Below are 13,801 nucleotides of genomic sequence, written 5' to 3' on the forward strand. Positions count from 1 at the left end.
AATGCCATAAGCCAGACAGTTCGGCTTATGCAAATCATCAAACTTGGATACATCATACGCTTTACAAATTAATAACACAAGAAAAAAGTAAAACGTTTACCCTAATTTTTACACAAGGTTAATTCAGCTGAAAAAATAGCTCACCAGCGCGTTGAAAAAGAAGCAAAAAATGTTTGTGGGTTATTTTTATTTCCTTGGTGAGTGTCTATCAACAATTTAACTTGCCATTGCATATTCTGTTCTGCACACATAACCGGAATAACTTCAATTAGATACTGCTCGCCCTGTTTAACAACACTTAGTGGAATTCTGCCCATATTCATATTTATCCCAACTAAATAAGCTTGAACAGTTAGATCAAACGAATTTAACCTGTCAGCCTTAATTATTTGCAAACTAAGTTTATTGCTTTGTTCCAACAAAAATTTAGTTTGATAACTGGTTAATTTGAAGCTTTGCCCTAGAGCTGTTTGAAAAAGGCATGACGAATGTTCATTTAAATCACACGCACTTGCAGAGTCCTGCTGTGAAGCAAGATGCAAACTATCCTGCCAGTAGACAATCGCAGCTAACAAAGCGCAGCATGAAACTATCAGAAAAATTCTTAATTTATTTGTCATAACCAGAGTCTGTTTATCATAGTGGTATAGATTTCGTTCAAATTTAAAAGTGTTTGTCTGTTAATTACAAACACATAATATATCGCAATCTCGCTTGTTATTGAGCTAAATCATGTTTTTTTAAAACTCGGCTGTATTTTTTGCCATAAAAACCATACAATTTGCGCGATTTTAGTCAGTCAACTATATTTTTGCTGCTTTTCCACTCAATTTGAATGGTTTTTAAGCAAAAAAGGCTATTATCTATATTTTTAGCTTGGCAAACTTAGTGATGGGTTTATCAAGTTCAAACAAATTTAGTTTTTATGCCTGAGAACTTTGGAAGATATAAAATGAGCGCAACAAGTTCTGCAACTCCGATATATAATTTTGACATAGTCAAAAAATTTGCCTTTATGGCAGTCGTATGGGGGCTTATTGGGATGTCCGCGGGTGTTCTAATAGCTGCTCAGTTAGTGTGGCCTGAATTAAACTTCGACACACCTTGGTTTACCTATTCACGATTACGTCCTTTGCATACCAATGCTGTAATCTTTGCTTTTGGTGGTTGTGCGTTATTTGCTACTTCTTATTATGTAGTGCAACGTACCTGTCAAACTCGTATTTTTAGTGACAAATTAGCAAACTTCACTTTCTGGGGTTGGCAAGCAATCATTGTCAGTGCTGTTATTACCTTACCTTTAGGTATTACAACTTCTAAAGAATACGCAGAGTTAGAATGGCCAATCGATATTTTAATCGCAATCGTTTGGATAGCCTATGCAATTGTGTTTTTTGGCACCATAGTTAAACGTGCGACTTCACATATATATGTTGCAAACTGGTTTTACGGTGGCTTCATCTTAACCGTTGCTGTACTACATATAGGTAACAGCATGGCAATTCCGGTGAGCTTAACCAAATCTTATTCCATATACTCAGGTGCAGTTGATGCTATGATGCAATGGTGGTACGGCCACAATGCAGTAGGCTTCTTCTTAACCGCAGGTTTCTTGGGTATGATGTACTACTTCGTACCTAAACAAGCAGAACGTCCAGTTTATTCATACCGCTTATCTGTTGTGCATTTTTGGGCATTAGTTTCTTTATATATTTGGGCTGGCCCGCATCACTTGCACTATACAGCTCTTCCAGACTGGACTCAGTCATTAGGTATGGTAATGTCAGTTGTATTATTCGTACCTTCATGGGGCGGTATGATCAACGGCATCATGACACTTTCAGGTGCTTGGCATAAATTACGTACCGACCCAATCTTACGTTTCATGATAGTGTCACTTTCGTTCTACGGTATGTCTACATTTGAAGGCCCAATGATGGCAATTAAATCAGTAAACGCCTTATCTCACTATACAGACTGGACAGTAGGTCACGTACACTCAGGTGCATTAGGCTGGGTTGCTATGGTTTCAATTGGTTCTTTATACCACTTAATTCCAAAAGTATTTGGTCGTGAAAGAATGTACAGCATTAAATTAATCAATGTGCATTTCTGGTTAGCCACTATCGGTGTTGTTTTATACATAGTTGCTATGTGGATCACAGGTGTTATGGAAGGCATGATGTGGCGTGCAGTAAATGCTGACGGTACTTTGACTTACAGCTTTATTGAAATTGTTGCGCAGAAGAAACCTTACAACATTATGCGTTGGATGGGTGGATTGTGTGTTGTCGCCGGTATGATCACTATGTTGTACAACGTAATTCGCACAATTAAATCAGAGAAAGTAGCTGATGAAGGTTTAGCGACTAAACCTGTAGTAGCGAACGCATAGGAGATAATCATGGCTAATAAACACGAAATAGTAGAAAAGAATATTGGTTTACTGGCAATTTTTGCGGTAATCGCGATTAGCTTTGGTACTTTGGTTGAAATTACCCCTTTAATGTTCATGAAAGATACCACTGAGCCAGTTAAAGGGTTAAAACCATACACAGCATTACAAATGGAAGGTCGTGATATATACATTAAAGAAGGATGTGTTGGTTGTCACAGCCAAATGATCCGCCCTTTCCGCTCTGAAACCGAACGTTATGGTCACTACTCTGTTGCTGGTGAATCTGTATGGGAACATCCATTTTTATGGGGTTCTAAGCGTACAGGTCCTGATTTAGCACGTGTTGGTGGTCGTTACTCTGACGATTGGCACCGAGTTCATATGATCAATCCTCGTGACGTAGTTCCTGAATCTATCATGCCGGGTTACCCTTGGCTTGAAGAAAACAAATTAGACGGTGAACTTATCGCGAAAAAACTAACGGTATTTAAAGATTACTACGGCGTACCTTATACAGACGAAGATGTTGCACAAGCAAAAGCGTCAGTACAAGGTAAAACTGAGATGGATGCATTAATTGCATATCTTCAAACCCTTGGTACAGCTTTAAAATAGTTATGGATTACGGAACTTATCGAGGCATATACACCATAATAGTGTTAGCAGTATTTGTTGGCATTATTTGGTGGGCCTATAGTAAGCAGAGTAAAAAACGTTTTGATAATGCGGCGAATTCAATTCTTGATGACTCAGATGTAGACAAGAAGAATAGCGGCAACAAAGAACAACAAGTTCACAGAGATTAGAGGATACATCATGAGTACCTTTTGGAGTTTGTGGGTAGCAATTCTATCTATCCTATGTTTGGTTCTGGTATTTACTTGTTTATACCTGAACATGAAAAACTACGCAGGCGTCGAAGAAGGCAAATCAATGGGCCATGAATTCGACGGCATTGAAGAACTAAACAACCCGTTACCGGGTTGGTGGACCAAAATGTTTTGGTTAACAGCTGTATGGGCTGTGTATTATTTATTAGCTTACCCAGGTTTAGGTAACTACCAAGGCTTTTTAGGTTGGAAGAGCTCAAACCAAGGCATTACTAGTCTAGAAGAATCACGTCAAGCGGTAGAGCAAGCAAAAGCTGACGGTATGCGTGTTCAATACGACCAAGAATTGGTTAAAGCTGATGAGACTTTTGGTCCTATTTTTGAAAAATTTGCAGCCCAAGACGTCCACGCTTTAGCTAAAAATGAAGAAGCGTTAGAAATCGGTAAACGTCTATATTTGCAAAACTGTTCGCAATGTCATGCTTCTGATGCACGTGGTGGTACTGGCTTCCCTAACCTAACCGACACAGATTGGTTATACGGTGGTAGTCCAGAAAAAATCAAAGAAACCATTTTGCATGGCCGTAAAGCAGCTATGCCTGGTTGGATTGACTCTCTTGGTGAAGACGGCGTAAAACAAGTTACAGCTTATGTAATTAGTTTAAGTGGTCGCGAAGTAGATGCTGGTTTAGCCAAAGCTGGCCAAGCTAAATTTGCGGTTTGTGCTGCTTGTCATGGTGCAGACGGTAAAGGTAGTGTTGCGCATAACTTACCATTTGGTGCACCGAACTTGACTGATGATATCTGGCTGTACGGTGGTTCAGAACGCGCTATTTCTGAAACTTTGATCCACGGCCGCGCGGGTGTAATGCCAGCTTGGAAGGATATTTTAGGTGAAGACAAAGTTCACTTAATTTCTGCTTACGTTTATAGTTTGTCAAACTAAACAAATAAGTAGAGGAAAAGCCTCGCTTTAGCGGGGCTTTTTTTTGCCTGCGGGCACATAAACTGAGAAATATATATGACTGATGTAGATAGCAGACCTTGGTATAAAGAACCATGGCCTTGGGTTTTAATTGCGATAATTCTTATTCCAGTATTGGTCGCTGCTGTACGTTTATCGATTTACCGTGAATATAAAGTTGAAATGGTAGTAGATGACTACTACAAAAAAGGTAAAGCGATAAATCAAGAATTCGACCGTGAAAAACTTGCTAGTGAATATGGCATTGCGATATTCGTTGAAGTCACTGACGACAGTATCTTGTTAGATTTAAACGCAAACCGCAAAGCACCTGAACCAGCAAATTTAATTGTTTCCTTTTATCATGCAACTCAATCAGTTAAAGATCAAAGTGTTATGGCAACACGCCGTGCCGACGGTAAATTTTCAGCGCTTTTGGATAAATCGACTGTAGGTAAATGGCAATTAACCATAGAGCCACATGACAAAAAATGGAAAGTGCAAAAAACCATAACACTACCCTACACTGGTAAAATTTTAATTACGCCATAATTTATGAGCAGTTGTTATCATTGCAACGAGCAAGTGCCAGCTGATTGCAGTCTAAGCATTCAAGTAAATGGCGAAAATAAAGCAGTCTGTTGTACAGGTTGCCAAGCTGTTGCCAATGTTATTTTGCAAGGTGGCTTTGACGGTTATTATAAATACCGTCAAAGCTCAGCTGAAAAACCTTTTGAACAAGCAATAGTCCAAGATAACAACCCGTATCAAGCTTTCGACGCACCTAGTGTGCAACATGAATTTGTCAGAATTGATCCGTCCAGCCAACAACATGCAGCGGATATTTCCATTCAAGGAATGCATTGTGCAGCTTGTGCTTGGTTAATTGAAAAATATCTAACCAAACTAGCCGGGGTGAATTCCATTCGGGTTAACCTGACCAATGCTAGAGCAGAATTGCTGTGGGACAATTCACAAATACAACTCAGCGCAATTTTTAGTGCGATAAAATCAATCGGCTATACGCCCTCACCTTTTAAAATCAGTCAAATAGAAACCGAATATAAAAACATCAGCAAAAGCTATCAAAAACAACTAGCAGTCGCTGGTTTATTCACCATGCAAGTTATGATGTTAGCGTTTGCGCTTTATTTTGATGTGATAGAAGAATCTTTTGCTTACTTCTTCCGCTGGGTCAGTTTACTGCTGTCAGCTCCTGTCGTTTTGTATAGCGGGTTACCTTTAGTTAATTCCGCCTATCGAGCGCTAAGCAAAGGTTCGGTAAATATGGATGTGCCAGTCGTTTTTGCAATCTACAGCACTTTCATCGCCAGCGCATATGCAACCTACAGCAATACAGGTGAAGTTTATTTTGAGTCAGCCACCATGTTTGTGTTTTTACTGCTGACTAGCCGATATTTAGAACACTTAGTTAAAACCAAAGCGGCGATCACCTCGGCTAATTTACTTAAACTCTTGCCTATAGTTGCTTTTAAAATAGACAACAACCAAGTCATCACAGTCCATGCTAATGAACTTAAAATTGGCGATATCATTCAAGTTAAACCGGGTGAACAGGTTCCAGCCGACGGTAAACTTATTTCTAAACATTGCACGGTTGAAGAAGCACAACTAACAGGTGAGAGTTTACCTATAGAAAAAATTCAAGGTGATATGATTTTTGCCGGTAGTTTAGTTCACAACCAAATTATTCAAATTGAAGTTGAAACAGTTTATTTAAATACGCGCCTTGCGCAAATTGCCAAACACCAAGAGCGTATTAATCAATCTAAAAGTCCATTAGCCAATGTTGCAGATAAAATGGCAAAACAAGCAACTATCTCAGTTATACTCTTGTCTATCGCAACTTATATTGGTTGGCAGTTGCTTGGAGAAAATGGCTTATGGTATGCAGTTGCAGTGTTAGTCGCCACCTGTCCATGTGCCCTGTCGCTCGCTTTGCCAACAGCCATATCTGCAGCCAGTAACGCACTAAAAATCCAAGGTGTTTTAATCAGAGAAAGTCATGCACTAGAACAAGCTGATAAGTTACAGCTTGTTGCATTTGACAAGACTGGCACACTCACCACTGGTAAATTTTCCCGTGCACAGCTTCACTGCAGTAACGAGATAAACCAAGAAGAATTATTAAAAATTGTAGCCGCAGCAGAAAAAGAATCCAGTCACCCACTCGCAACCGGATTTAGCGACATTGATAGCTCAAGCATCAAATTAGACTCAATTGAAACAATTGCCCATCAAGGTTTGCACGTTTCGATTGACGGGGTTGAATATACAATTGGCAGTAAAAGTTTATTTACTAGAGCCAATCAGCTACCACCTGAAGCGAATTGGCAAAACGCACAAATATACGTCTTTAAACAAGATCGCTGTATTGCTGCAATTGAGTTAGAAGATCAACTAAAAACCACTAGTCGCGAATGTATTGAGTTATTGTCGATGCCAAAAGTAATATTGTCTGGTGACCATAGCCAGTTGGTCGATAAAATTGCTGAAAAACTCGGCATTCGCTTTTATAAAGGCTTAACGCCTGAGGCTAAACGTCAAAAACTACAACAGCTACAAAAGGAATACGGCAGCGTTGCTATGCTGGGTGATGGTGTCAATGACTCTATCGTATTGGCAACCGCAGATATCTCGCTCGCAATGGATGAAGGTGCTGAACTTTCAAAATATAAAGCGGATGTAATTTTACTTAATTCAGAACCGGTCGGTATTGCCAAGCTGGTCGCTATGTCACAGCGGCTTAACCGCATTTTAAAACAAAATTTTGTTTGGGCTATTGGTTACAATGCTTTAGCATTACCTCTAGCGGTATTTGGCATATTAACACCTTGGATGGCAGTAATAGGTATGTCAGCAAGTTCGCTAATTGTTGTAAGCAACTCAATGAGATTACTGAAAAAATGAATGTAATTTACGTTTTAATTCCGTTGGCGATTGTGATTATTGTTGTCGCTCTTGTGCTGTTTTTCTGGGCTGTAAAAAAAAATCAGTTTGAAGATTTAGATCGCCAAGGCCATGACATTTTATTTGATGATGATAAACCACAAGATAAATAAGTTTTAATCCAATGCCTGAGTTTATCACAGCATTTGTCCTGGGTTTAGTGGGCGCTGGCCATTGTATCGCTATGTGCGGAGGTTTAGCTATTGCTTCCGGTATTAGCAGTCGGTTTAGTCATGCCCTGTTATATAGCTTAGGGCGGGTAACCAGTTATGCCATTATTGGTTTTGTGGTCGGTACTGCTGGCTTTTGGTTAACCGCGAGTTTTAAACCTTTTTTACTTTTACTAAAAATATTCTCAGCATTGCTATTAATTTTTCTCGCTTTTTACATAGCAAAATGGAATTTTGCTATTACCAAAATTGAAAAAATTTCAACTAAATTATGGTCGAAACTTGCGCCAACAGCTCACAGTTTAATTAAAGAGCAAAGTTATTTAGCTCGTTTTGCGGCGGGTGCTGTATGGGGTTGGTTACCTTGTGGTTTAGTTTACAGCGTGCTTACTTGGGCAGCAGCGTCAGCCAGCCCATTTAAATCGGCTGCGCTAATGTTTTGTTTTGGTTTAGGCACTTGGCCAGCGCTCTTGTTGTCCGCGTCAATTAGCCAACAAATGCATCATTTTCTAAACCAAAAGCCAGTTAGAAATACACTTGCCATCAGCTTAATATTATTTGCAATTTACATGCTAGCAACTGCTGTATTGCAGTTGAATATAAGTTAACATTAAAGGTTATTAACAACCTAATTCAGTCGAGCGACAAATGGATATGACAGCAAAATTTACTTCAAGTATTCAATGCCAAAAATGCAGCATTAGTCAATTGTGTTTACCTTTTGCCTTGAATGATAGCGAACTTAATCAGCTGGATAATATTATACAGCGTAAAAAGCCGTATCAAAAAAAGCAAAAGTTGATAGAAGCCGGCCAGTCATTTAAGTCGCTATACGCTGTGCGCTCTGGCTCTTTTAAGTCATATACAGTATCAGGGAATGGTGAAGAACAAATTATCGCATTTCACCTACCCGGCGACATTATAGGTTTTGACGCGATTCAAGCACAAAACCATCCGAGTTTTGCCGAAGCGCTTGAAACCGCTATGATTTGTGAAATTCCCTATGACACAATGGATAAGCTCAGCGCGACAATGCCAAAGCTGCGCCAACAAATCATGCGCTTAATGAGTAATGAGATATCGACAGATCAAGATATGTTATTTCTCCTCAATAAAAAAACTGCTGACGCTCGTTTAGCCAGTTTTATCATTCAATTGTCAAATCGTTTTAAACAACGAGGCTTATCGTCAAAAGAGTTTAGTTTAACTATGACACGTGGCGAAATAGGTAATTATTTAGGCTTAACAGTTGAGACCATCAGTCGTTTATTAAGTCGCTTCCATCAGGAACGCATTATCAAAGTAGAACGCAAACTGATTTCAATCGAATCTTTTGATGGATTGAAGAAAGTTGCGGAATATAGCCCAAACTCAGAATGTAAATAAGCTACAAAATTTTCAGCAAAGCGCCATGGGTTGAACTAAACTCAAATAAATTACAATCTATGGAGCTTAGCGATGAGAGAAGTAAGCAAAATTCTCGTTGTTATTGAGCCTAACGACGAAAAACTCAAAGCCCTCAAACGCGCGGTCGCATTAGCGCATAAAACTGGTGCAACCATAACAGCCTACCTTGCCGTTTACGATTTTTCTTACGAAATGACCACTATGCTGTCGGCCGAAGAGCGCGAGCTGATGCGCCGTTGTATGGTAGAAGAGCGCACCCAATGGTTAGAAGATGTGTTAGAGCCATTTGCGAGCCAAGTGTCGCAAATACGTCCATTAGTTGAATGGCATAATCGGCCGTTCGAGGCTGTCATAAAACAAGTTATTCAATACAAGTATGATCTAGTTGTTAAAGCCACACATGAACACAGTGTGCTACAAGCTGTCATATTTACCCCGACAGATTGGCATTTGTTGCGTAAATGCCCCTGCTCGGTTTTATTGGTAAAAGAACATGATTGGCCGGACAACGGTACAATTCTCGCGGCAATTAATAGCGTCAGCCAAGAACAACAACATATTGATTTAAACAATAATATCATTGGCACTTCTCAGTATATGCGAAGCCTACTGCAAGCCAATTTAAAGTTGCTTAATTGTTATCCCGCTGGCGCTGTTAGTTTGGCGGTGGAAATTCCAGAGTTTGATCCAACCGCTTATCGCGAAGCAATACGTCAACACCACCTCAGCTCAACTTTAAAGTATGCAAAAGCTTTTGATATCGTCGAAGAAAATTGCATATTGGCAGAAGGGTTACCCGAAGATTCGATCACTCAATACGCCAAGGAGCTCGACGCTGAATTAATCGTTCTAGGTACAATTGGTCGTAGTGGCTTAACCGCCGCTTTGCTCGGCAATACAGCAGAACATTTATTAGATGGTGTCAATTGTGATGTACTGGCATTAAAACCTTACGGTTTTCAAAGCCCAGTAACACTAAACAAAAACTAAAGATTAACACCTTAACGAATTTTGCTATAATCCGCGCCTCTAATTTAGTGAGGCGCAGCATGCAAACTTTAACCGCAAAAAACCAGTATAACTTCAACAAACTACAAAAAAGAATTCGTAGATGTGTTGGTAAAGCCATTGAAGATTTTAATATGATTGAAGATGGTGACAAAGTTATGGTGTGTCTATCGGGCGGTAAAGATAGCTACACTATGTTAGATATTTTGATGTTTTTACGTCAAAGAGCGCCGATTAACTTCGACATTATTGCAGTTAACTTAGATCAAAAACAACCAGGTTTCCCAGAAGATGTTTTACCTAAATACTTAGACTCAATAGATGTTGAATATAAGATTATTGAAGAAGACACCTACAGCATAGTTAAAGAAAAAGTGCCAGAAGGCAAAACCACATGCTCACTCTGCTCAAGACTACGCCGCGGCATTTTATACCGCACAGCCAAAGACTTGGGTGTGACTAAAATCGCCTTAGGCCATCACAGAGACGATATTTTAGAAACCCTATTCCTTAACATGTTTTATGGCGGAAAACTTAAGGGCATGCCACCTAAGCTTATCAGTGACAATCAAGAGCATATAGTTATTCGTCCTCTGGCTTATTGTCGTGAAAAAGACATTAGCAAATATGCTGCGATCAAAGAATTTCCAATCATTCCGTGTAACTTATGTGGTTCACAAGAAAATTTACAAAGAAAAGTCATCAAAGAAATGCTTCAAGGTTGGGATAAAAAACATCCGGGCCGCCTAGAAACTATGTTTAACGCAGTGCAAAACGTCAGCCGCTCACACTTGGCTGATCCAAGTTTATATGACTTTAAAGGTCTACGCTCAAACAGCCAACTTGAAATTGAAGAAGGTGACATAGCCTTTGACAAACCAAGTATCGAAGCACCACAAATTGATACTGAACTATATGCGGATGACGAGCAGATAGCAGACGAAGATAAAATCGCAATTCAATTTATCAATGCTGGTTAACTAAGACAAACCTAATCACAGCTAGGTAGTTTCTCGCACATACCTACCTAGCGGATACCTAAGCCGCTATAACATAACAGCTAAAACGCAACAAACTGTAAAATAAATTTAACAAACCGTAAAACTATGATATATAAGAAATATGTCGCAGTTCTGGTATTGCTAAACCATTTGTTATCGCGAGGTAAGTTTGTTATGCCGTTGCAGTGTCCTAGTTGCCAACAACAAATCAATGAAACAAAAACCTACGACTTAGATAGAAATAACATTCGCCATCGAATTTTATGTCCCCACTGTCAAATGGGTTTAAAGGTGATTCTATTGGGACAAACCAATAAACTTTTAACGAGCAGAAGCTTAAGCTTCAGTATAGTCGCTAGCATTATGTGCCAAGCACTCAGCGTAATAATTGAAAGTAGCTGGCTTGCTATCTGTGCCCATGCAATTCTTATTGCACTACCTTTACTCTTGTTGGCGATAGATACAATTAATAAACGCAATACGCGCATTGAACTGCAACTTGAAAGAGTTACTCATAAAATTTAGTTTTTGGAGAGGAATAACAAAGGGGCAAAGCCCCTGTGTGGTGTAGGTGTAGTTGCAGCTCAACCTTGAGCGTCTTGGCTATCAAGAGTTAACTGGCTGAGTGTTTAAATAAAAATTGCGTAATGCTTGGTTTGGAATAATTGCGCCTTTGTGCTGAATCACTTCGGCTGCGACCTGAGCGGCAAAGTCTATCGCTTCAATCACTGAATCTCCACGAATTCTAGCCATAATATAGGCACCATTAAACGAGTCGCCCGCGGATGTTGTGTCAACAACTGTATCCACTGGTGTAATCGCGTATTCGGTTAATTCATCACCACATTTAGCCACAACACTTTGACTACCGTTTTTAATAATCACTTCTCGGCAAGGGAAACCTTCGAACAAAGCCAGTACATCTTTACTTGTGTAACAGGCAAAAACTTCGCGTAAATCGTCCATACCTGGCAAAACAATATCGGCGCACTTAAATGCCCGAGTGAAAGCATCTTTTGCTTCTAGTTTGTTTTGCCATAGTACAGGACGATAATTGGGGTCAAAAACGACAGTCACACCACTTTCTTTAAGTTTATGTAACAACTCAAAAAAGTTTTCGCGACTTTGTTCAGTAATAACCGCCAAGCTAATGCCTGAAAAGAAAAATATGTCTGATTGAAGCAAGTTATTGAGACTATGTTGCATAGCTAAAGGCTGCATTATTTGCCTTGCAGCAGAGTTACTACGCCAATAGCTAAAACTACGCTCACCAAATTCATCAGTTGAGATCATATATAGTCCACAACTGTAACCTGATAAACGGTACAAATGCTCTATTCCGAGCAATTCGTCCCAACAAAAATCTATAATCTTTTGGCTAGCTTGATCTTGACCGACTGCGGATACGTAATCAACTTGGCAATTCACGTCGGCTAAACCAGCCAAACGTTTTAAATAAACCGCCATGTTTAAAGTATCACCAGCAACACCCAATTTATAACGCCCAGATAACTCAGGCGCCATTTCAATCATAGCTTCACCAAAACATAAAACTCGCTTCATAGCTATTCCTTTTACATTGGTAATGCAGCTCGAATATCAGTTCTGTGCTGCAAAATTACTTTATAAGCTTCCGTGACTTTATTGATGATTTCTTCGTTGCTACGAACAGCTTCAGGCAATAAACCTTCAGCTGTCATAAATGCATTTACGTCTTGGGTTATATCACCAGTAAATGCAGAAATAATTTGTTGTAACTGCGCAGCTTTTGGATCATTAATGGTTTGTTCAGTTTCAACTTTATTTACCAAGAACAATAACCAAGCGGCAACCACGTAGTACAACTTATTATTGTTGTTACGACCTGCTTTAAGGTTATCTAATATTGGCTGTAAGGTACGAACAGGAATTTTAATTGTGCCGTCACACGCAATTTGTTCTAACAAGTGACAAATTTTTGGATTTTCAAAACGACGTACAATCTGTGCAGCATATTCGTGTAAATCAAGGCCAGCAGGTGCTTCTATCGTTGGAATAACCTCTTGTGCCGCTATTGACTGTAGAAATCCTTTTAAACGACTATCAGACACAGCTTCATACACACTCTTATATCCTAATAATGGACCCATATAAGCAAGAATTGAGTGCAAACCATTTAAAATACGTAATTTAGTATTCTCAAACGCCTCAACATCATTGGTAAAGATAACCCCGACTTTGTCCCAAGCTGGACGTTCGGCAGGTAAAATATCCTCAATAACCCATTGATGGAAAGCTTCACGATTAACCGGAGCCAAATCTTCTAAGCCCAAATCATCTTTCACCATTTGCACTGTTTTGTCTTCAGTGTGTGGCGTAATACAGTCAACCATAGTATTTGGGAACTGAACATTCTCTTCTATCCATGATGCAACTTCAGCATTTGATGCTTTTGCAAATTGCACAACAGCGGTTTTAAGTTTTTCACCATTACCAGGTAAGTTGTCACATGCAACTACGTGAAAAGGTTTAGTGCCAGCAGCATGACGCTGTGCTAAACCATAAGCCAACATACCCACCACAGTAGATGGCGCAGTTGGATTGGCTAAATCAGCTTTAATCCCAGCTAATTCAGTGTCTAGATCCCCCGCTGAATTAAGGCAATAACCTTTTTCAGTAACAGTCAACGACACTAATTTGGTATCTGCAGAAGTCAAACGCGCTAATACTTGCTCAAGTTGATTTTTAGCAACTAAAACTTCTTTAACAGCACTTACAACTTGGTAATCAGTATCTTTGTCATTCATAACAACTGTAAATAAGTTGTCTTGACCAGATAATTGCTGTTGTAAAGTTTCATTACGCATAGATACGGCACAAATAGCCCAATCACCACCACACTCATTCATCGCGCGTTCGGTAAATAATGCTTGATGTGAACGATGAAACGCGCCTAAACCTAAGTGCACAATACCAATTTTGGTCGCACTACGAGAATAGCGAGCTACTTGAACATTAGCAGGTAATGAGTCAAGTTTAGCGGCAAGGTTCTGTTCATTTAATCTCATAAACAC

At 39.5% G+C, this 13,801-nt stretch carries 15 protein-coding genes; 12 read left to right on the plus strand and 3 right to left on the minus strand.

The features are described 5' to 3' along the window. Positions 1-140 precede the first annotated feature (140 nt). Positions 141-620 (minus strand): hypothetical protein, encoded by a 480-nt coding sequence (locus ACMZOO_RS01680; RefSeq protein ID WP_440905011.1) that lies wholly within the window; start codon positions 618-620, stop codon positions 141-143. A gap of 332 nt (positions 621-952) precedes the next feature. Here ACMZOO_RS01680 and ccoN point away from each other — a divergent pair, with 332 nt between their 5' ends. The 12 genes from ccoN to ACMZOO_RS01740 all read left to right on the plus strand — a co-directional run bounded on the left by ccoN (position 953) and on the right by ACMZOO_RS01740 (position 11,273). After that, entirely contained in the window at positions 953-2,395 is a 1,443-nt protein-coding gene (gene ccoN, locus ACMZOO_RS01685) for a cytochrome-c oxidase, cbb3-type subunit I (RefSeq protein ID WP_440905013.1), read from the plus strand. A gap of 9 nt (positions 2,396-2,404) precedes the next feature. After that, entirely contained in the window at positions 2,405-3,013 is a 609-nt protein-coding gene (gene ccoO, locus ACMZOO_RS01690) for a cytochrome-c oxidase, cbb3-type subunit II (protein WP_440905015.1), read from the plus strand. Positions 3,014-3,015: 2 nt separating this feature from the next. Continuing rightward, positions 3,016-3,204, plus strand: coding sequence for a cbb3-type cytochrome oxidase subunit 3 (locus tag ACMZOO_RS01695; protein WP_440905017.1), 189 nt, complete (start codon positions 3,016-3,018; stop codon positions 3,202-3,204). Between the two features lie 10 nt (positions 3,205-3,214). Next, positions 3,215-4,174, plus strand: coding sequence for a cytochrome-c oxidase, cbb3-type subunit III (ccoP, locus tag ACMZOO_RS01700; RefSeq protein WP_440905018.1), 960 nt, complete (start codon positions 3,215-3,217; stop codon positions 4,172-4,174). Between the two features lie 75 nt (positions 4,175-4,249). Then, on the plus strand, positions 4,250-4,744 hold the full coding sequence (locus ACMZOO_RS01705) for a FixH family protein (RefSeq protein ID WP_440905019.1): 495 nt from the start codon (positions 4,250-4,252) through the stop codon (positions 4,742-4,744). Positions 4,745-4,747: 3 nt separating this feature from the next. Continuing rightward, positions 4,748-7,123, plus strand: coding sequence for a heavy metal translocating P-type ATPase (locus ACMZOO_RS01710; RefSeq protein ID WP_440905020.1), 2,376 nt, complete (start codon positions 4,748-4,750; stop codon positions 7,121-7,123). Beyond that, positions 7,120-7,275, plus strand: a complete 156-nt coding sequence (gene ccoS, locus ACMZOO_RS01715) for a cbb3-type cytochrome oxidase assembly protein CcoS (RefSeq protein WP_440905022.1) — start codon at positions 7,120-7,122, stop codon at positions 7,273-7,275. The genes ACMZOO_RS01710 and ccoS overlap by 4 nt, the downstream gene beginning before the upstream one ends. Before the next feature lie 11 nt (positions 7,276-7,286). Then, complete coding sequence (locus ACMZOO_RS01720; RefSeq protein ID WP_440905023.1) at positions 7,287-7,940, plus strand: sulfite exporter TauE/SafE family protein; 654 nt, start codon at positions 7,287-7,289, stop codon at positions 7,938-7,940. A 40-nt stretch (positions 7,941-7,980) separates the two neighbouring features. Continuing rightward, complete coding sequence (gene fnr, locus ACMZOO_RS01725) at positions 7,981-8,718, plus strand: fumarate/nitrate reduction transcriptional regulator Fnr (RefSeq protein ID WP_440905025.1); 738 nt, start codon at positions 7,981-7,983, stop codon at positions 8,716-8,718. Between the two features lie 72 nt (positions 8,719-8,790). Next, positions 8,791-9,729: a universal stress protein UspE gene (gene uspE / locus ACMZOO_RS01730; protein ID WP_440905026.1), complete on the plus strand. Its 939-nt coding sequence runs from the start codon at positions 8,791-8,793 to the stop codon at positions 9,727-9,729. Between the two features lie 59 nt (positions 9,730-9,788). Continuing rightward, positions 9,789-10,727: a tRNA 2-thiocytidine(32) synthetase TtcA gene (ttcA, locus tag ACMZOO_RS01735; RefSeq protein WP_440905027.1), complete on the plus strand. Its 939-nt coding sequence runs from the start codon at positions 9,789-9,791 to the stop codon at positions 10,725-10,727. A gap of 195 nt (positions 10,728-10,922) precedes the next feature. Continuing rightward, entirely contained in the window at positions 10,923-11,273 is a 351-nt protein-coding gene (locus tag ACMZOO_RS01740; RefSeq protein ID WP_440905028.1) for a hypothetical protein, read from the plus strand. Between the two features lie 81 nt (positions 11,274-11,354). Here the strand turns inward: ACMZOO_RS01740 and ACMZOO_RS01745 are convergent, their stop codons facing one another. Together ACMZOO_RS01745 and ACMZOO_RS01750 are read right to left on the minus strand one after the other, a co-directional pair. Continuing rightward, a complete protein-coding gene (locus ACMZOO_RS01745) occupies positions 11,355-12,311 on the minus strand; it encodes a sugar kinase (protein WP_440905029.1) in 957 nt (318 codons plus the stop codon). Positions 12,312-12,322: 11 nt separating this feature from the next. Further along, entirely contained in the window at positions 12,323-13,795 is a 1,473-nt protein-coding gene (locus tag ACMZOO_RS01750) for a mannitol dehydrogenase family protein (RefSeq protein ID WP_440905031.1), read from the minus strand. Positions 13,796-13,801 lie beyond the last annotated feature (6 nt).

The sequence above is a fragment of the Catenovulum sp. SX2 genome (assembly GCF_052056295.1).
GTDB lineage: Bacteria > Pseudomonadota > Gammaproteobacteria > Enterobacterales > Alteromonadaceae > Catenovulum.